Annotated in this window: 17 protein-coding genes and 1 tRNA gene; 13 read left to right on the plus strand and 5 right to left on the minus strand. The window is 32.6% G+C overall.

Annotated features, from left to right (window positions below):
• Positions 1-4: 4 nt before the first annotated feature.
• The 4 genes from C1X07_RS20260 (at position 5) to C1X07_RS20275 (ending at position 3,342) form a co-directional block, all read left to right on the plus strand.
• Entirely contained in the window at positions 5-763 is a 759-nt protein-coding gene (locus C1X07_RS20260) for a hypothetical protein (RefSeq protein ID WP_103071872.1), read from the plus strand.
• Entirely contained in the window at positions 764-1,168 is a 405-nt protein-coding gene (locus C1X07_RS20265) for a hypothetical protein (protein WP_103071873.1), read from the plus strand.
• Between the two features lie 427 nt (positions 1,169-1,595).
• Positions 1,596-1,796 (plus strand): hypothetical protein, encoded by a 201-nt coding sequence (locus C1X07_RS20270; protein ID WP_103071874.1) that lies wholly within the window; start codon positions 1,596-1,598, stop codon positions 1,794-1,796.
• On the plus strand, positions 1,753-3,342 hold the full coding sequence (locus C1X07_RS20275) for a recombinase family protein (protein ID WP_103071875.1): 1,590 nt from the start codon (positions 1,753-1,755) through the stop codon (positions 3,340-3,342). The genes C1X07_RS20270 and C1X07_RS20275 overlap by 44 nt, the downstream gene beginning before the upstream one ends.
• Here C1X07_RS20275 and C1X07_RS20280 read toward each other — a convergent pair.
• Positions 3,308-3,381: transfer RNA gene (locus C1X07_RS20280), tRNA-Arg, on the minus strand. The genes C1X07_RS20275 and C1X07_RS20280 overlap by 35 nt on opposite strands.
• Before the next feature lie 250 nt (positions 3,382-3,631).
• Here C1X07_RS20280 and C1X07_RS20285 point away from each other — a divergent pair.
• Positions 3,632-4,144, plus strand: a complete 513-nt coding sequence (locus C1X07_RS20285; protein WP_103071876.1) for an adenine phosphoribosyltransferase — start codon at positions 3,632-3,634, stop codon at positions 4,142-4,144.
• Positions 4,145-4,202: 58 nt separating this feature from the next.
• Here C1X07_RS20285 and C1X07_RS20290 read toward each other — a convergent pair whose 3' ends face one another.
• From C1X07_RS20290 to C1X07_RS20305, 3 genes are all read right to left on the minus strand, one after another.
• On the minus strand, positions 4,203-5,018 hold the full coding sequence (locus C1X07_RS20290; RefSeq protein WP_103071877.1) for a hypothetical protein: 816 nt from the start codon (positions 5,016-5,018) through the stop codon (positions 4,203-4,205).
• A gap of 337 nt (positions 5,019-5,355) precedes the next feature.
• The gene (locus C1X07_RS20300) at positions 5,356-6,105 is read right to left on the minus strand and encodes a LytR/AlgR family response regulator transcription factor (RefSeq protein WP_103071879.1); all 750 of its coding nucleotides are present in this window, start codon (positions 6,103-6,105) and stop codon (positions 5,356-5,358) included.
• A 7-nt stretch (positions 6,106-6,112) separates the two neighbouring features.
• Complete coding sequence (locus C1X07_RS20305) at positions 6,113-8,014, minus strand: tetratricopeptide repeat-containing sensor histidine kinase (protein ID WP_103071880.1); 1,902 nt, start codon at positions 8,012-8,014, stop codon at positions 6,113-6,115.
• Positions 8,015-8,205: 191 nt separating this feature from the next.
• On the opposite strand from C1X07_RS20305, the gene C1X07_RS20310 reads away from it, so the two are divergent.
• Together C1X07_RS20310 and C1X07_RS20315 are read left to right on the plus strand one after the other, a co-directional pair.
• The gene (locus tag C1X07_RS20310; RefSeq protein ID WP_103071881.1) at positions 8,206-9,066 is read left to right on the plus strand and encodes a M57 family metalloprotease; all 861 of its coding nucleotides are present in this window, start codon (positions 8,206-8,208) and stop codon (positions 9,064-9,066) included.
• Positions 9,067-9,215: 149 nt separating this feature from the next.
• Positions 9,216-10,169 (plus strand): calcium/sodium antiporter, encoded by a 954-nt coding sequence (locus tag C1X07_RS20315; protein WP_103071882.1) that lies wholly within the window; start codon positions 9,216-9,218, stop codon positions 10,167-10,169.
• Between the two features lie 150 nt (positions 10,170-10,319).
• Here the strand turns inward: C1X07_RS20315 and C1X07_RS20320 are convergent, their stop codons facing one another.
• On the minus strand, positions 10,320-11,345 hold the full coding sequence (locus C1X07_RS20320) for a glutamine synthetase beta-grasp domain-containing protein (RefSeq protein ID WP_103071883.1): 1,026 nt from the start codon (positions 11,343-11,345) through the stop codon (positions 10,320-10,322).
• A gap of 219 nt (positions 11,346-11,564) precedes the next feature.
• Here C1X07_RS20320 and C1X07_RS20325 point away from each other — a divergent pair, with 219 nt between their 5' ends.
• The 6 genes from C1X07_RS20325 (at position 11,565) to C1X07_RS20350 (ending at position 18,779) form a co-directional block, all read left to right on the plus strand.
• On the plus strand, positions 11,565-13,751 hold the full coding sequence (locus C1X07_RS20325) for a glutamine synthetase III family protein (protein WP_103071884.1): 2,187 nt from the start codon (positions 11,565-11,567) through the stop codon (positions 13,749-13,751).
• Between the two features lie 332 nt (positions 13,752-14,083).
• Positions 14,084-15,601 carry a hypothetical protein gene (locus C1X07_RS20330; RefSeq protein WP_103071885.1) on the plus strand — a complete coding sequence of 506 codons (1,518 nt, stop codon included), beginning with the start codon at positions 14,084-14,086 and terminating at the stop codon, positions 15,599-15,601.
• Between the two features lie 106 nt (positions 15,602-15,707).
• Entirely contained in the window at positions 15,708-16,232 is a 525-nt protein-coding gene (locus C1X07_RS20335; protein ID WP_103071886.1) for a hypothetical protein, read from the plus strand.
• 16 nt (positions 16,233-16,248) lie between these two features.
• On the plus strand, positions 16,249-16,971 hold the full coding sequence (locus C1X07_RS20340) for a CsgE family curli-type amyloid fiber assembly protein (protein ID WP_103071887.1): 723 nt from the start codon (positions 16,249-16,251) through the stop codon (positions 16,969-16,971).
• 14 nt (positions 16,972-16,985) lie between these two features.
• The gene (locus C1X07_RS20345) at positions 16,986-17,393 is read left to right on the plus strand and encodes a curli production assembly/transport component CsgF (RefSeq protein WP_103071888.1); all 408 of its coding nucleotides are present in this window, start codon (positions 16,986-16,988) and stop codon (positions 17,391-17,393) included.
• A 6-nt stretch (positions 17,394-17,399) separates the two neighbouring features.
• Positions 17,400-18,779, plus strand: coding sequence for a CsgG/HfaB family protein (locus C1X07_RS20350; protein ID WP_103071889.1), 1,380 nt, complete (start codon positions 17,400-17,402; stop codon positions 18,777-18,779).
• The last annotated feature ends 8 nt before the right edge of the window (positions 18,780-18,787 follow it).

An 18,787-nucleotide genomic window follows, 5' to 3' on the forward strand; every position in this document is an offset into this window, starting at 1 on the left:
TACGATGAACAAAAAGATTATAGAGCTTGTAATATCTTTACCTGTAAATGTTTTTACGGGTAAAGATATTCACAATATTTTTTTAGAAGATTTATGGTTTAAACCAACAAAATTTTATGGATATGGCATAACATATGGGGATAAGGTTTTTCGGAAAAAATATTTTGATGATGTTAAGAAACAAAAAGAAGATGTAAGCTTTACAATATGGGATAAAAAGACCGATAACAGCTTTTCTGTAGTTAGACCAGTACCATACCATCAACACCAAAGGATTCATATACATTTTGATATAGCAGATTGGAATGTAGTAGTTTCAAAACTGGAAAAACATGTTTTGGATAAGGTGATTACTGGATATGCAGCTCAATATTATGATATATACTTTCAAAGTGCTAAAAATGCCACAGCATATCGTGTCAAAAATATGGAGCCTCCTAAAGAAAAATTGATTAAAAATCATATTGGATTACTTGAAGATATTGACATAAGTAATAATCCAGGCAGGGCTGATCTATTAAAAAATATGTGGATAACCTCGAATTGGCGTATGTGGTTTGGCAAAGAATTCTATAAAGAAGTTAGCAAAGAACACCTTAAAGGTTTCTCTCAAGCACATGCAATTAGAGAGCTGGATAACGATGTGTTGTTTATGGAACTATATGAAGACCCTTTTGCTGCCGATTTTCCAGAAAACCGTAAAATTCAGCAAGCTTTTAGAGATTATGTTAAAATGGATGAACTTATAAAAAGACTTAAATAAATGGGCTACGAATTAAATATTATACGAGAAACTGACCCACCTATTCAATTACAGGAGTGGAATGAATATGTTGAAAATGATAATGAGTTAGAAATTGTTGATGTTGTTGAAGGCAAGAGTCTAGTTACAGGTTCTGAAATAAAAACACCTCTCGAAAAAGCTGCTAGATACAAAGACGAGAGAGCTATTTTTATTTTTTCTACAGATTACAATATGATAAGTGTTGTTAATCCAAGTCAAAAGACTGTAGATAAAATGATAAAAATTGCAAATACTCTGGGAGCTATTGTACAAGGAGAAGAAGGAGAATTATACAATTCATTATCCAATCCAGAAATTTTTCAAGATTATGAATTTGTAAGGGTTGAAAAACCTAAAAAGTGGTTTGAGTTCTGGAAAAATTGAATCATAAAAACTAGTTAAATTGAAAACAACGCCCATTAGTATGATGGGCGTTGTTTTTGATGTAAGGATAACTTCTAGAAATCCCATAAATTATGAAATAGTCACAGTTTTATAATCACCAAAACCTTTTATATTCTTAATTTTTACTTCTCCACAGTCCGGGACTGACGATTTATAAATGTTTACTCGTGCTACTTTAATAAATAAATTTTCTATAATTACACAAGTGAAAGTTTTGTCTTTACCAAGAGAATAAGTTACTAACTAAGAAAAAAATGCACATCTTATTTATTGGTAAACAGTGTGTTTTCTGTCTTTTTAAAGACAGAAAAAAGGAAATAAAGACAATATTTTTTATTGATATAAAGACAAGCAAAAAGGCTTATATATTCGTAATCGATAATACCGAATAAAAAGCCTTTCACACATGAAATCATCTAATGAGGATAAAGAGTTAAAAATACTAAGTATTAAAGAACTTAGAGAATTTGAAGGACTTGAAAACTTAACAGATGAACAAGCAAAAGAAATGATTAACATCTTCAAGGAATTATCATTATTAGCACACAAAATTATTATCCAAGATGACAGATTTACAACAATTCCAAATCTTCGCAAAGAAGAATAATCAAAAGATTGTTACTAATAACAAAGCTGTAATCTATACTAGGGTTTCAGATGTGAAACAAAAGGATAATACAAGTCTAGAGAGCCAAAAAGAAATTTGTACCGAATTCGCTTTAAAAAATGGTTATGAGATTTGCGCATACTTTGGTGGCACTCACGAGAGTGCAAAAACAGATGAAAGAAAGGCATATAAAGAAATGCTAACCTTTGTAAAACGAAAAAGGATTACAAACATCATTGTGCATAGTCTAGATAGATATTCTCGTACCGGTGGTTTGGCTATTGCGACTGTAGAGAATTTAAAAAAGAAAGGAATAAAAGTACTTTCGATTTCCCAAAATGTTGATAGCGATACCCCGACAGGTACATTCATGCAAAACTTTCATTTATTATATAGTAGGTATGATAATGATATAAGAAGAGAGAAAACCATCACAGGGATGCGTCACCGTCTTCTAAATGGGTATTATATGGGTGTTGCTCCTTTGGGGTATAAAAATGCTAGAAACAAGCAAAATATCCCTATCATAGTTCCTAATGAAAATGCAAACTATATTGAAAAGATATTTTCTTGGAAAGTAAATCAAAATTTATCTAACGTAGAAATTATTGATAAGTTAAAACTACAAGGGTTAACAATTTATAAACAACGCTTAACGGATATTTTTAGAAACCCTACTTACTGCGGTTTACTTTCACATAGCTTATTAGATGGTAAAGTAGTAAAAGGAAACCATCAACCTATCATATCAAAAGAAATGTTCTTAAGAGCCAATGGTATTCAATCTAAGAATTATCAAAACTATTCCCATAAAAAAGAAAACGATAATTTACCACTAAAAACCTTCGCTTATTGTAGTTCCTGTAAAAGCCCTTTAACAGGCTATATCGTTAAGAAAAAGAAGTTGTATTATTATAAGTGTAAAACTGTTGGGTGTTCGTGTAATAGAAGCTCTAGAGCATTGCATGAACAATTCAAAAGGCTACTTTCCTGTTTTGAGATAGAAAAAAAATATATTGCTCCTTTAAAAAAACAATTAGGTTATACTTTTGATCATTATTTTAAGGTGCAAAAAGATAATACACCAAATTTAAAATATTCTTTAGCTACTATTAAAAATAAGATAGATAAAACGCAGGAACGGTTTGTATTAGGAGAAATTGATATAACATTATATGATAAATTCAATTCCAAATTTGAAGAAGAAAAAAGAGCAATTGAAAAAGAATTGAAAAATAACACTTTAAAAAGTTCGAACCTTACAAAATATGTAGACAACTGTATTAAATTATTCTCTAACTTAAATAAAATATGGGAGTTAAGTGATTATGTTGGTAAACAGGAACTACAAAAATTATTGTTCCCCGAAGGGATTACGTACAATAGAGAAAAAGACAGTGTTCGAACCAATTTGGTTAATCCAATTTTAGAAATAACAAGTTCACTTTCAAAACTTTATTCAAAAAATAAAAGCGGACAAGTAGTAGATTTTACTAACTTGTCCGCTTGTGTGACCTCGGCAGGATTCAAACCTGCAACCTCTTGAGCCGTAATCAAGTGCACTATTCAGTTATGCTACGAGGCCGTTTTGCGGGTGCAAATATAGTAGTTTTTTATATTGCTGGCAAAATTTATTATTGATTTTTTATTAATTCTAATACTACTACGTAATGTGTCTTGTATACGAATAATTATGAAAACGAGATTCGGGTAGTATTAATGTTTGTTGTTAACTCTTTGGTGTATAGTAAACAAGGTTGCGTTGTGTGCTCTTTAGGGGTATCATTTTTTATCTTTTTGAGGTCTCTTTTTTTTATTTTCATTATTTTCGGGCGATGAATATACAAGATTACATCAGAGATATTCCTGATTTTCCTAAACCAGGAATTTTGTTTAAAGATATAACTCCGTTGCTGGCTGATCATAAAGCTTTAGTGAGTTGTGTAGGTCAATTAGTAGATTTGATCCCTAAAGATGTTAAAATAGATAAGGTAGTCGGTATCGAGGCTCGAGGCTTTATTATGGGAAGTATGATAGCAGAACGATTGGAAGCCGGGTTTATACCTGTTCGAAAAAAAGGAAAATTGCCGTATGATGTACATTCAAAAAGTTATAACCTTGAGTATGGAGACGATTCTTTAGAAATTCATGTTGATGCGATCAAAGCTGGAGAAAATGTTTTGATCCATGATGATGTGCTAGCTACAGGAGGAACGGCAAAAGCTGTTTGTGAATTGGTTGAAGAACTTGGCGGAGTGGTGGTGCAATGTAATTTTATTATGGAGCTAAGTTTCCTTAACGGTAGTGCTAAGCTTGGAACACCTGCGTCTGCTCTTTTAAAGTATTAAATATATAAAAACAAATAGCCTTCAACTCTCGAAGGCTATTTGTAAAACATTCAAAAAACTACTTTTTGGTGGTAGCAATAATTGCTCCATCCTTTGCTTTATCACCATAAATGCTAACAGCAGTTTCTGACTTAAGAAAATCTACTTCAGCTAATTTATCTGATTTGGCAAGGTTATCTAAAGTATTGAAATCAGCCTCTTTTCCGTCGATAATAATTAACTTTTCAATATTGGGGCTGTCTACAAAATTGAATTTATGAGTTCTAGAATTTTGAAGCGGATGCACTTGTTGTCCATTGAAAAAGAAGTCTCCATGGTCTCCCTCTTGAAAAGAAAAGGATTTCATGATTTGATCCTTCAGTTTTTGTACATCTAAATTTCCATTAAAAAAGAGAGAATCTGTTTCATGATCAAAGTCAAAAGTAAAACTGTGCTTTTTCATAATACTATCCATGTCAATTTGTGGATAAGTGAATCCCGATTGGTTTTTCCAGGCGGTTATGTCAAACATACCTGAGTTGGTGATATATAAATTACCATTCTTGTAACCAAGTTCTATTTCAGAAATAGGTGTTTGGGATGAAGAAGAATACTGACTTTTTGTATTTCCTTTTTTAAGAATAATACTTAAGCTTGTAATTTCATTTTGAGGGTTAAATTCAATTTTTTTTATATGTAACTCAATATCATTTTCAGAAAAGAATGTCTTTAGATCTTCTAACTCTTTTTCAGTAGTGTTTTTGTTGATAACTGCTGTTACTTCATCTGATTGAAGATTGTTGATTGTATAGTAATTAGTGTCAAATGTACTGGTAAATGCTGTTAAAGTAGATATGCTTATTATACTTAGGCTTAATGTGATCCATTTTTTCATACTACATGTTTTTTTGGTTATTTATGGATGATACAACTTCATTCATAATTACGAAAAAGAGTAGTTAGTGTTGCAAAAAGAAATATTTTTTAACAATTGGAATTGGCTTTTATCCCAACGCTTTTTTAGTTACATAAAGTTTCCATCCAAATACAAGGAGTTGTAATTTAGAGGCTTTACTAAGATCTACACGATTTTTAGTAAAGCTGGGAAGAATAACTTTATTTATTTTGGCGATAACTGAAAAGAATTGTTTTTGCATGGTGCAAAAATACAAAAAAACGAAATTAGTAAAAACTAGTCCTTGTATTACTTGATGAATTTTATATAAAAGTATTTAAATCCTTTTGAGTAATTCTCTTTTTTTGTCTCTGGATATTGATAATGTCTTGCCATCGCTCATTACAATATGCCCACCGTCATCATTACTCAATAGTTTTAGGTAATGGATGTTTATCAGATTGGATTTATGAATTCTAAAAAAATTGGACTGTGTCAATGTCTCTTCAAAAAACTTTAGGTTTTTAGAGACTACCATTTGAGGTTGATTGTTAAGGATAATAGAGGTGTAATTTCCTTCAGCGATACAGTACATAATATCTTCAATTTTAATAACATGAAGACCTCTTGTGTCTGATAATATAATTTGCGGAGATTCTCTTAGGTTGTATAAATTTTTTAAGTTTTCTTGAACATTGCTTTTGGATACTATTTCTTCATTAATTTGTTGAGAGGCTTTAGAAATAGCTTCTTTAAGTTTTATTGGGTCTACAGGTTTTAACAGGTAATCAATGGCGTCATATTTATATCCTTTTAGTGCATAATCATCATGAGCAGATATAAAAATTATCTTACAGTCCATTTGTCCAAGATTAGGAATCATTTCAAAAATTGTATTGTTTCCTAATTGGATATCCAAAAATACTATATCAGGGTTAACTTCTTTAAAGAGTTTTTTGATAGATAATTGATCCCATGCCTCGCCAATAACCTTTACTTGGGGACAATAGTTATCTAGTAATAGTTTTAGGCTGTTACGAGCCATTTTTTCATCGTCGATAATGATGCATTTTAGGGGCGTATTCATGATTTTTTTAGGTTATGATTGGTAAATTAACTGTAACTCTAGTGCCTTTTGATTTCTTGTTATTGTCTAACAGATCTGTAATTTTCATAGAAGTCTCTTTGTATCCTACTTTTTTAAGAAGTTTTATTCTTTCGGATGTGTTTTTAGAGGCAATAGATAGATGTGTATTGTTTTTTGATTTTTTATTCATTTCAGCAGATTTTCTTCTGCCGATACCATTGTCTTCAATAATACATCGGATACTATTTTTCTTTTTTTCAAAGGATAATTTGAGTACTTTTTTATTTTTAGAACTAAGCCCGTGTATTACAGCGTTTTCTAAATGAGGTTGAATGATCATAGAAGGTATTTTGGGGTTTAATTCGATTAAGTTTTTATCAATAGATATATTCAAAACAAATTGATCGTCAAATCTTTTGTTCTCGAGAGTAACATAGGTTTTGATAATCTCTAGTTCTTCTTTAAAATTAATATATAAACTATCAGAACTGGATAATATTTTACGGATTAGTTGCGAAAGTTTTCTCATATGCTCGCTAGCTTCAAATTTGTCCTTTTGAAGAATAAAACTTTGCAATGTGTTAAATGAATTGAATAAGAAATGGGGATTCATTATCGATCGTAATGATTTTAGCCTTGTCAAACTTATTTCTTCATTAAGTTGGGCTATTTTTAGTCTGCTTTTTTGATAAATAATCAAAAAGAACAAGAAGCAGATTATAGTCAGTACTCCAGAACTTAAAGCGATAATTTTGGTGTTATAGATTTGTTTATTCGTTTTTAGGTTTTTCTTTTCTAGAGAAGTAATCAGTTTGTTTTTTTCGGCAAGTATCTTATTAAACTCTAATCTGGCAATCTCTTTTTTTAGATTGTTTTTGTTGAATTTTTCGAGATAACTTTCTTTTGCTTTTAGATACTGAATAGATTTTTTTAGGTCACCTTTGATTTCATATATCTCGGCCAGATCATTTAGGCTCATAATTGCAGAAGGAGGGTAATTGGATTTGGTGTTCTGTATTGATTTTTTGTAATACTCTATAGCTAAATCATAGTTTTTTAGTTTGTAATTAAGTTCTCCTATGGTATTAAAAAAGAAGGCTTCAAAAGATTTTTTTTGGTTATCAGCTATTTTATCCAAATCGATGTATTTATTTATGATAGCCGATGCTTCCTGTAGTTTGTTTTGTCTAATGTATGAGTAGGCTGTATTATTAGCGGCAACTTCAAGAGAGTTTACTTTGTCTGGATTTTTTTCAAGAATAGCAAGAGCTTTATTCGAGAAATAAGCCATTGAGTCTGGATAAGTCTTTTCAAAAGTTGTAGAGATATCTAATAGAGAAATGGCTCTCATATGATCATTGTTTGTGTCAATATAATCCAGTGACTTTTTGAAATATTCTCGTGCGAGTTCTGGTTCTAATAATTCATTAAATAGTGCCCCTTGATTAAGGATAATAGACCATCTTAACCTTCCTTTTTTATAATCACTTGAAATCTCATTTGCCTTGTTGTAATACTCTAATGCTTTAATGTATTCATCTGCTTTTTGCATTTGCAAAGCTATCAGAGAATAAGTTTCTACAATGCAATCACGATTGTAGTATTCCTGGCAATAATCTAACAGATCAAAAAGACCATCTATTTCTGTGTTTTCAGGTTGATTATAAGTGTAATATCTTAAAATGGCTAAATCATTTTTGATGATACTATCTTTATTGTTAAGCTTTCTTGCTATTTTTTGATTCCTCTTAAGATTTTTAAGTATTGAATCCTGTTGTACTTTATATGAAGTAGTTTGTTGGGTGTCTTGTATGATAAAAGAGAATGCAGAGTTGCTAGCTCCAATAGTTTTCGGATTAAAGAATTCCAATATAAAAAGCAATATGGGAATAGTTTTTTTTATTGTCATATCTATAAGGTATAGAGGGTAAATTTACGAAACAATTAAAGTTTTGTTTTCTTTTTTGTGGTTTTGTTGATTTTATGTACGAAAAACAACAGTTCATGTAAAGGAATGGGGGTTTTGTGTATTTTGATTTAATTTTAACAGATGTTAAGGATAAATTAGGAAACTTTTAATTTTTTAAACACAAACTCAAAATGAGAAACTTAAAAATTTGTGCCGTAGTAGTATGTACGGTACTGTTGTCAATTTTTACATCATGTGAAAAAGAATCTTCGGAAAACTTTGTAAATGAATCTCCTCGGTCAATTTCAAAAGAAGTATTGGCTAAAATCACAAAACTTAACTACAACCCAAATGGAGTAACAAAACAAATGATAACTGATATTGATGGTACAAAAAAAGAAATGTACCTTATAGAAGATGATATTATTATGTCTTATGATCAGATTATGTCTGCAGATCTTCATGGAGGAATACAAAGTAAACAATATCGAACTACCAATTTAGTGACCGCTACCAATGTTATTCGAGTAGTTGGTTATAATGGTAATAATCAATATGGGCTTAGTGCAACTGCCCAAACGGGTTTAAGATATGCTATTGATAACTATAATAATGAAAATCTAAGTATAAGATTTGAATTATCGATTGGAACAAGTTGGGGACCAAACGATATATTAGTGTATGTAGATAATAGTATTAACCCTAATCCAAATCAATCATCAGGTATAGCAGGTTTTCCTTCTAATGGGTTGCCTTTTACACGTGTTAGAATTAACAATGGAGCAAATACAACTCAGACTAATCAACACTTGGAGCATTTATTAGCTCATGAGATTGGTCATTGTATTGGGTTTAGACATACTGATTGGGATACAAGAAAAACTTGTGGAGAGAATAGTAACGAAGGTGTAAGTAATGATGGTTTAGTTTATATTCCTGGTACAGCTGGTCCTGGAGGTGATGCTAATTCTATTATGAATGCTTGTTATCCTGCAAATACAGATGGAGAATGGAGTCACTACGATAGAGTAGCTCTTAACTATCTCTACTAGAAAATTTAGCAAATAAGAGTAAGTACCCCCTATCTTATTTGTTACATATTGGTTTATATATTTTAAAATAGCATCCTGAAATATGGATGCTATTTTTATGAAGAAAAGTTTTGATATAATAGTATCTTCGCAAACAAATTTTATGATTTATGGTTGCTAGTATATTATATGTTGTTATAGGACTTGTCCTTCTTGTAGTAGGGGGAGAATTCTTAGTTAGATCTTCTGTAGCATTATCTTTTAGACTTAAATTGTCTCGTATGGTTATTGGATTAACAGTTGTTTCTTTTGCGACGTCTGCTCCAGAACTGTTAGTAAGTATTCAGGCAGCATTAAATGGATTGTCTGATATATCTCTTGGTAATGTGATCGGGTCTAATATTGCTAATATTGGTTTGGTGTTAGGAATTACTGCAATAATAGGTCCTTTGGCAATTGATAGAGATTTTTATAAATTCAATTGGCCAGTCATGGTGCTTTTGTCTTTTGCTTTGTATGTTCTGTTAGAGAATGATGGAGTTTTAACTCAGGTAGAAGGGTTGATATTGGTGTTGGCATTAGCGGTGTACCTGTTTTTATTGATTAGAAGGGCTAGGAAATTCTCAGATGCCTCTGTGGAAGAAGTAGATGATTCTCTTCAAAAGACTTCAAATTTTAAAATAATTGTTTGGCTTTTGATTGGTGGGAGTGCATTGTATTTTGGTTCAGAATTGTTGGTTAGTGGAGCAGAAACTATTGCTTTAGAAATGGGGATAAGTGAAGGAGTGATAGCAGTTACCTTAATAGCGGTCGGGACTAGTGTTCCAGAATTGGCAGCTTCGGTTATAGCTGCCCTTAAGCAAGAGAAAGCAATCTCTCTCGGAAACCTTATTGGTTCTAATATTTTTAATATAGCTTCGGTATTAGGTATAACCTCTTTGATTCAGCCAATTGCCGTAAAAGATGAAACACTAATGGGAGTGAATATATTCTGGATGCTCGGTTTTGCTATGGTGTTACTTCCGTTAGCATTTATACCTAAGAAAATGACTTTAGGACGCCCTAAAGGATTTTTGATTTTTGCTGCGTACTGTGTTTTTATTGCTCTGGTATTTATGAAGTAATCAATATAGTGTAAGCTATACGGCTCTTTATAGTTTAAAAAGAATACTTTTTTCTTGTTAATTTAGAGTATAAAAAAACACCTTTATATACTTTATAAAGGTGTTTTTAGCGTTTAACCTTAATTGGTTAATTTTTATAATAAGTAGAGGTTAAGCTAATATAGCTGAAACATCTGCCGTCTTAACTGTTGTAACAATTCTAGCGGCGATTTTGTATGGATCACCATTAGAAGCAGGACGACGGTCTTCTAGCCATCCTTTCCATCCTTTTTCTACAGTAATAATAGGAATTCTTATAGATGCTCCTCTATCAGATATACCATAAGAAAATTCGTGAATGGATTGTGTCTCATGTTCTCCGGTTAATCGTTGATCGTTAAACTCACCATAAACAGCGATATGCTCTTTGGTAACTGGTCTAAATGCTTCACATATGGTCTCATATACCTCTTTTGAACCACATGTTCTTAATACTTCATTAGAGAAGTTAGCATGCATTCCAGAACCATTCCAATCTCCTTTAATAGGCTTTGGGTGATACTCGATATAGTATCCATAATGTTCAGTAAGACGATCTAATAAGTATCTTGCTACCCATATTTCATCTCCAGCTTTTTTGGCTCCTTTGGCAAATAATTGAAATTCCCATTGTCCACTAGCTACTTCTTGATTAATACCTTCAAAATTAAGACCGGCAGCAATGCATAAGTCTGCATGTTCTTCTACAAAATCTCTTCCATGAGTATTTTTTCCGCCTACAGAACAGTAATACATTCCTTGAGGTCCTGGGTAACCACCAACAGGAAACCCTAAAGGTAGTTGCGTTTTAGAATCCATAATAAAGTATTCTTGCTCAAAACCAAACCAAAAATCATTATCGTCATCATCAATTGTTGCTCTGGCATTTGATTCATGAGGTGTTCCGTCTGCATTTAAAACTTCAGTCATAACCAGATATCCATTTTTTCTTGCAGGATCGGGATATATTGCAACTGGCTTTAATAAACAATCAGAGGAACCTCCTATTGCTTGTCTAGTAGAACTACCATCAAAAGACCACATTGGGCAATCTTCTAGCTTTCCACTAAAGTTTTCTTCAACTTTTGTTTTACTTCTTAGGTTAGCTGTTGGTCTGTAACCATCTAGCCAAATGTATTCTAGTTTAGCTTTACTCATAATTAATCTTTATAAATTGAACTCTTACAAGCTTCAAAATTACTTTTTCTTTTTGGATGAGCAAAAAAAACGGGGGGTTTTGGGTTGTATTTATGCGAATTTTTGTTAACACCCTAATTTTTTAGGGGGTATTACTGATAATTATTAATTTTAAATTAGTTTTTTTTTCATATTTGCAATAGAAACTTCTTTTATCTTTGTATAAAAACTTACTTAATTATGTCAACACTCAGATTTCAAGCTTTAAAAGAGGCGTTAAATCGTAATTCTGTGATAGTTACAGAAACAGAACGCCGATCTGCATTATTTGGTGAAAATGTATTTAACCAAACGACAATGCTGCAGTATTTAACCAAAGATGCATACAACAGTGTATCGGATGCCATAGAAAATGGCTCCAAAATTGATCGTAGAGTTGCAGATCAAATCGCTTCGGCCATGAAAGAATGGTCACTTTCTAAAGGAGCTACTCATTACACGCATTGGTTTCAACCATTAACTGGGGCTACTGCAGAAAAGCATGATGCATTTTTTGAAACAGTGGGTAACGGGCAAGGAATAGAAAAGTTTGGCGGAGGGCAATTGGTTCAGCAAGAGCCCGATGCCTCTTCTTTTCCTAATGGAGGTATTCGAAATACATTTGAAGCTAGAGGATATACGGCATGGGATCCAACTTCTCCGGCTTTTATCTATGGTACCACTTTATGTATCCCTACCGTTTTTGTAGCTTATACAGGAGAAGCTCTGGATTATAAGACACCATTGTTAAGGGCTTTGCAGGCAGTAGATAGTGCGGCAACCGATGTAGCAAAGTATTTTGATAAAAATGTCAAAAAAGTAAACGCATCTCTAGGTTGGGAACAAGAGTATTTTTTAATTGATAGCGCATTGGCATCTTCAAGACCTGATATAGTAATGACAGGTAGAACACTTTTAGGGCATTCTTCTGCAAAAGGTCAACAGTTAGATGATCATTATTTTGGTAGCATTCCTACGAGAGCTTTGGATTATATGAGGGACTTGGAAACAGAGTGTATGCTGCTAGGTATTCCAGTAAAAACTCGCCATAATGAAGTTGCGCCTAATCAATTTGAATTAGCACCTATTTATGAGGAGACAAATCTGGCGGTTGACCATAACTCTTTGCTTATGGATGTAATGGATAAAGTGGCAGCAAGACATAACTTTAAAGTACTATTACACGAAAAACCATTTGCAGGTGTAAATGGATCAGGGAAACATAATAATTGGTCTTTGGCGACTAATACGGGAGTCAATTTGTTAGGGCCCGGAAAAACACCAATGAGTAACCTTCAGTTCTTAACATTTTTTATTAATACAATTAAAGCAATTAATGAGAATGAAGAACTGATGAGAGCAGGCATTGCTTCTGCAAGTAATGATCACCGTTTGGGAGCAAATGAAGCGCCTCCAGCAATCATGTCTGTATTTATTGGCGAGCAGTTGACAGCAGTACTTAAAGAGCTAGAAGGCGTAACAGATGGTAAGCTGTCTCCTCAAGAAAAGACAGATTTAAAACTTAATGTAGTAGGTAAAATACCTGAGATATTATTGGATAATACAGATCGTAATAGAACTTCTCCTTTTGCGTTTACAGGAAACAAATTTGAGTTTAGAGCAGTAGGTTCTAAAGCAAATTGTGCAAATCCAATGACAATTCTTAATACTATCGTTGCAAAACAACTTATAGATTTTAAAAAAGAGGTTGATTTATTGATTGATAAAAAAGCACTTAAAAAAGACGAAGCAATATTTAATGTCTTAAGAGAATATATAAAACAGTCCAAAGATATTCTTTTTGAAGGGAATGGATATGGTGAAGAATGGGAAAAAGAAGCTAAAAAAAGAGGATTAAGTAATAATAAAACAACTCCTGAAGCATTGAAAGCCAAGGTTTCTGACGAAAACCTGAAACTTTTTGAAGAGATGGGAGTGATGAATAAGGTAGAAGCAGGAGCTCGCTATGAAATCGAAGTCGAAGAATATGTAATGAGAATTCAGATAGAAGGGCGCGTATTAGGAGACATTGCTAGAAATCATGTTATCCCAACTGCAATACGATATCAAAATATGTTGATTAATAATGTTTCTGGTTTAAAAGAATTGTACGGCAAGGACTTTAAGAAGTATGCTAGTGAGCAAATGGGGATTCTGGAAGAGATTTCTGAGCATATTGGAAAGGTTAATACGAAGGTAAATGAGATGACTGAAGCTCGCAGAAAAGCAAACAAGCTTGAAGATCTAGAAAAAAAGGCTGCAAATTATTGTAATAAGGTAAAACCTATGTTTGATGAGATTAGATATAGTTGCGATAAATTAGAGCTTTTGGTAGATGATGAGCTATGGCCTTTAACAAAATATAGAGAGTTACTTTTTACTAGATAGGTAAGAAAGAACTTACGTATTTGAACTTTAAAAATGATTTAACAAAAAATTAACGCTTTCAAAGCCCTTTTAAAACCATAGAAATTCATTTTTCTATGGTTTTCCCGTATGTATTTCATCGATTGTCAGGCAAGTACGTGATAAATAGTCCTAATATTTCCTAAATTTGATAATGTCAAAATGAATACCATTCTTTTGATCGCACCCCTTAAGTCTCAAAATATACATATTTAGAATAGAACAAAATTGGATTAGATTTTTCTAACCCCTTGCTCTTATGCTATATTTTTTAGGTAAGTAATCACATTTAATCACTTTAATATATATTACGTATGAAAAAAATCGTTTTTAGCCTTGCAGCTTTATTAAGCGCTACGGCGATGGTCGCACAATCAAACAACAGTAATGTAAATCAAGCGGGAGAAAATAACATCGCAAATATTACTCAGATTGGGGCCACTAACTCATCTATAACGATGCAAGAAGGAGGGGATAATACAGCAGAAGCTATACAAGGTAGTGAAGCATTTATCTCCAGTAATGGAATTGTAGAACAATCCCAAACAGGTAATAAGAACTCTGCTTTTGCTCAGCATGAAGAATTAGGTAATGAAGTGTATCAAGTACAAGTAGGTAATGGTAACTCTGCAAGTGCTACACAGAATTTAGCTTTTTTTGGTGGAGGTAATGTAGCAGATCAACTTCAGGAAGGTGATAAGAATGATGCCACAATCTCTCAGGAAGGGATAACAAATGCTGCTTTTCAGGTTCAAACAGGTAATGATAATTCTGCTTCTTCTTCACAAGAAGGTATAGATAACCTTAGTGAACTAGAGCAAGTAGGGAATTTTAATGTAGCTACGATCTCTCAAGTAGGAAATGATAATTATTCTACTCAATCACAGGTAGGAGATTCTAATGTTGCCAATGCAGAGCAATTCGGACCTAGTAATTTTGTTAATCAAGATCAAGAAGGTGGAGGTAACGTAGCAACTTCAGAGCAAGGAAGTAGTATTTTTGATTCTAGAGGAGGTATAGTGCAGCAAATTCAGATAGGAAATGAAAATACTGCTTTTGCAAATCACGAAGAAGATAATAATACTATTCTTCAAGGGCAGGCAGGAGATGGTAACAATGCGAGTGCTACTCAAAATCTAGGATCTTTTGGTGGTGAGAACTTTGCAATCCAAATACAAATTGGTAATGCAAATACAGCTACAGCATCACAAAATGGTAGTACTAACTATTCTGATCAAGACCAAAGAGGTGATTACAACACGGCTTCTGCGACTCAATCAGGAACAGATAATGTACTTATTCAAAGCCAAAACGGAGCTGATAATACTGCAACTTCTTTACAAGGTGGATCTTTCTTTACATCTAGAGGCGGTCTTGTAGATCAGTACCAATCAGGTAATGGTAATGAAGCTTATGCAAGACACGAAGAAGATAACAACACTGTATTACAAACTCAGATAGGAGATAGAAACAGTGCTTCTGCTACTCAGAATCTTGCATTCTTTGGTGGAGATAATAAAACTGACCAGTTTCAGTGGGGTAGTGGTAATGTTGCCGAAGCATCTCAAGAAGGAGATTCTGGAATCCGAGGAGAAGCTAATCTTGTGCTTCAACTTCAGATTGGAAATGAAAATATAGCTATGTCTTCTCAAAATGGAGCAAGTAACGTTAGTGATATCTGGCAAGATGGTAACTCTAACATGGCAGAAGATATTCAGTTTGGTACAGGTAACACTACTTTTGTAACTCAGGTAGGAGATATGCATACAAGTACAATTCTTCAAACAGGAACTAACAATGCCGCTGTTGTGACTCAAGTAGGTTCAAATTAATCAGTAACAAGGTTAAGATTGACTATATTTTAATACCTTAAATTAAGAGTTATACTTAATTACATATTAAGTATAACTCTTTCCTTGATTTTTAAAACTATTAAAGATGAACAAGACTATTTTTAAACCTGTATTCCCGATTTTAGTGTTTTTTTCATTTTCTTTTACATATGCTCAGAATGTAGAAGATGAGGATTCTCGACTTTTGAACACTGATCAAGATAAGTTTATTACTCTATCTCAGACCAATAGTATCCCTACTAAGTCAGCTAATAAAACATTGCTTTCTAATGGGGTGAATACAGTTTTTATTCAGCAAATAGGAGCGGATAATGTTGTACTGTCTAATATCAATGCAACATCTTCAGATGTTAAATTAGTTCAGAATGGAAATCGAAACAAAATAGAAATTAATGAATCTGCTAGAGAGGTAGAAAAAGTAATTACCCAAACCGGAGCGAATAATTCGGTAATTGATTTTTCTTTTAACCCTAATATCTCGACAACTTTAGAGCTTATTCAAGAAGGGAATGATCTTATTTTTGAACGATTCGGCAGTAATGAATTATCTAAAAATTTGAAATTCAAGATGTCTGGCGATGCCAGAACCATAATTGTTAGAAGTTTTTAATTGATAATACCCGTGTATGAAGTATTGTGTATTTGTCATACTTACAACTTTGCTTTTTCAGATTTCAAATGCTCAGTATACGAATACCGATGTGATTGCCAAAATCAAGACGGAAACGGTTGATGGTGCAATTTTGATACTAAGTACTGCTACGAATACAACAGAAGTTTATAAAAGCCTAAAATACACCATTTCTGCTTTTAGAACGGATACCAATAATAATGTGTCCAGAAGTAATCAGGAGGGGAGGTTTACACTAGAAGCTAATGAGAGTAAATTACTCTCTAAGGTCGCTCTTAATGTCGAAGAGGGGTATAAAATAGTGATCCTTTTATTGATTTATGAAGAAGATAAAATTATAGGAAAGGATAGATTAGCATTTAATGAAGATAAAGATGATAAAGTACAGGAAGAAGATTCTTCAGATGATGGGATAGTGTTAAAAGGAATTGTAGTAGAGGAAACAAAAACCAAACCGGGGAAAGATTTTTATGATTATTTCTACACTTCATATTCATTAAATCAAATAAATGGAAGTAAAATTGTAGGAGTGTTTGAAAAATTAAGTTTTGGTCGAAGTACAATTATTCAGGTAAAAATAGAGGATAATGTTATTCATGAGTTTATCGGAAAACCTGATTTAGAATACCTTGAACAAATGTCAAAAATCGCAATTCGGAAAGTGTATAAATATTTTAAAGACCTAAAAAAACAGAAAAACGATATTTTTCAGTATTAGATAGAATAGTTAAGATGAAATCAATTATAATTACGCTATTTCTTGTTTTTTCGATGAGTAATCTCTCTTTTGGACAAGATTTAGTATACAAACCAGTAAACCCCGCTTTTGGAGGTGATACATTTAATTATCAATGGCTTCTTAGTTCTGCAGAGTCGCAAAATAAATTTACAGATGAAAGAGACTCTTCGAGAAATGAAAGATCTGATTTAGAGAGATTCACAGAGAATTTAAATAGCCAGTTGTTAAATCAAATATCCAGAACACTTTTTAACGAACAATTTGGAGAAGAAGGTCTCACAGAAGGGACTTTTAATTTTGGAACATTGTTCGTGGAGATTTTTCCTTCGGGAGAAGGGTTGGTGATCAATATTTTGGATACCAGTACAGGAGATCAATCTCAAGTAATAATTCCTAATTAATTTTTAATGTATCATAAGTTTTATAAAGTATTTGTACTAGTTTCTTGTGTGCTTTTGTTATCTGGATGTGGAGCATATTTTAATCAACCTATTACGATAGAAAATGCTAGAATAGGTGAGGACACAGAAGTTACAAAAACATTAAGAGATTTTCCGTTACCCGTAGAGCCTGTAGTTGTCGGAGTATATAAGTTTAGAGATCAAACAGGGCAATATAAACCAACCGAAAATGGGAGTACATTTAGTACAGCAGTAACACAAGGGGCAACAACAATATTAATCAAAGCTCTAGAAGATTCTAAATGGTTTGTGCCTATTGAACGAGAAAATTTGAGCAATTTACTTAATGAACGTAATATTATACGTTCAACAAGAAAAGAATATAGAAAAACCAAAAATTCGAACGAACCACAATTACCTCCATTGTTATATGCAGGAATTATTCTTGAAGGAGGTATCGTCTCATATGACTCTAATATAATTACAGGAGGATTAGGGGCACGATATTTTGGGGTAGGAGGTTCTACAAAATACAGGCAAGATAGAATTACAATTTATTTGCGTGCTGTATCAACCTCTAGTGGTAAAATTTTGAAAACAGTATATGTGTCCAAAACAATTTTGTCACAAGCATTAGATGTAAACTTTTTTAGATATGTAAACTTTAAAAGATTATTAGAGGCAGAAACAGGTTTTACAAAAAACGAACCAGGTCAAATGGCAGTGTCTGAGGCAATCGAAAAAGCGGTAGAATCTTTGATCATAGAAGGGGTAGAAGATAAATTGTGGGCGGTAAATGCAGATTCTGATGAGATAAATGCTTTGGTAGAAAACTACAAAAAAGAAAAAAACGAAGCCCAAAATACAGGATTATATGATAGGTATTTTAAAGAGAGAAGGGCGAAGAAATCTGTTTTTGTAAAAGGAGGAGCTGCTTTGATTAGCGGAGATTATAATAATCCAGAGTTTACATATTCTGCAAAAATAGGAGGTAGATGGTACTTTAATCCATATCTCAATGTAAATCTAAGTATTAATAAATTTGACCTTTCTAATGAAAATGCATTTGTGGAAGGTTTTAATGCTTCCGACCTCAATGCTGAGATAAACTTCTTACCCTTCGATAAACTATCACCATTCTTATATGGAGGAATGGGGGTTGTAAATGATGATGATTTTGATAATACGCTGTTTAAACTTCAATATGGAGGAGGGATAGAGTATTTATTGTCTGATAAGGTCGGTATTTCGGTAAATGCTACACATAACCTAATGCTTAATGATGAGTTAGATGGAGTAATCCAAGGGAAAAGAGATGATCAGTATTTTGATTTTACTGTCGGGATTAACTGGTATTTTGGAAATCGTATTAAAAGAAAAAAATAGAGTAATAC

Source organism: Aquimarina sediminis (assembly GCF_002895435.1).
In the GTDB taxonomy this organism is placed as follows: Bacteria; Bacteroidota; Bacteroidia; order Flavobacteriales; family Flavobacteriaceae; genus Aquimarina; species Aquimarina sediminis.

Coding starts and splice junctions, on each gene's coding strand:
- C1X07_RS20270 (WP_103071874.1), top strand. CDS start 1,596: ATGAAATCATCTAATGAGGATAAAGAGTTAAAAATACTAAGTATTAAA.
- C1X07_RS20305 (WP_103071880.1), bottom strand. CDS start 8,014: ATGACAATAAAAAAAACTATTCCCATATTGCTTTTTATATTGGAATTC.
- C1X07_RS20275 (WP_103071875.1), top strand. CDS start 1,753: ATGACAGATTTACAACAATTCCAAATCTTCGCAAAGAAGAATAATCAA.
- C1X07_RS20300 (WP_103071879.1), bottom strand. CDS start 6,105: ATGAATACGCCCCTAAAATGCATCATTATCGACGATGAAAAAATGGCT.
- C1X07_RS20310 (WP_103071881.1), top strand. CDS start 8,206: ATGAGAAACTTAAAAATTTGTGCCGTAGTAGTATGTACGGTACTGTTG.
- C1X07_RS20345 (WP_103071888.1), top strand. CDS start 16,986: ATGAAATCAATTATAATTACGCTATTTCTTGTTTTTTCGATGAGTAAT.
- C1X07_RS20330 (WP_103071885.1), top strand. CDS start 14,084: ATGAAAAAAATCGTTTTTAGCCTTGCAGCTTTATTAAGCGCTACGGCG.
- C1X07_RS20315 (WP_103071882.1), top strand. CDS start 9,216: ATGGTTGCTAGTATATTATATGTTGTTATAGGACTTGTCCTTCTTGTA.
- C1X07_RS20335 (WP_103071886.1), top strand. CDS start 15,708: ATGAACAAGACTATTTTTAAACCTGTATTCCCGATTTTAGTGTTTTTT.
- C1X07_RS20325 (WP_103071884.1), top strand. CDS start 11,565: ATGTCAACACTCAGATTTCAAGCTTTAAAAGAGGCGTTAAATCGTAAT.
- C1X07_RS20340 (WP_103071887.1), top strand. CDS start 16,249: ATGAAGTATTGTGTATTTGTCATACTTACAACTTTGCTTTTTCAGATT.
- C1X07_RS20290 (WP_103071877.1), bottom strand. CDS start 5,018: ATGAAAAAATGGATCACATTAAGCCTAAGTATAATAAGCATATCTACT.
- C1X07_RS20260 (WP_103071872.1), top strand. CDS start 5: ATGAACAAAAAGATTATAGAGCTTGTAATATCTTTACCTGTAAATGTT.
- C1X07_RS20285 (WP_103071876.1), top strand. CDS start 3,632: ATGAATATACAAGATTACATCAGAGATATTCCTGATTTTCCTAAACCA.
- C1X07_RS20265 (WP_103071873.1), top strand. CDS start 764: ATGGGCTACGAATTAAATATTATACGAGAAACTGACCCACCTATTCAA.
- C1X07_RS20320 (WP_103071883.1), bottom strand. CDS start 11,345: ATGAGTAAAGCTAAACTAGAATACATTTGGCTAGATGGTTACAGACCA.
- C1X07_RS20350 (WP_103071889.1), top strand. CDS start 17,400: ATGTATCATAAGTTTTATAAAGTATTTGTACTAGTTTCTTGTGTGCTT.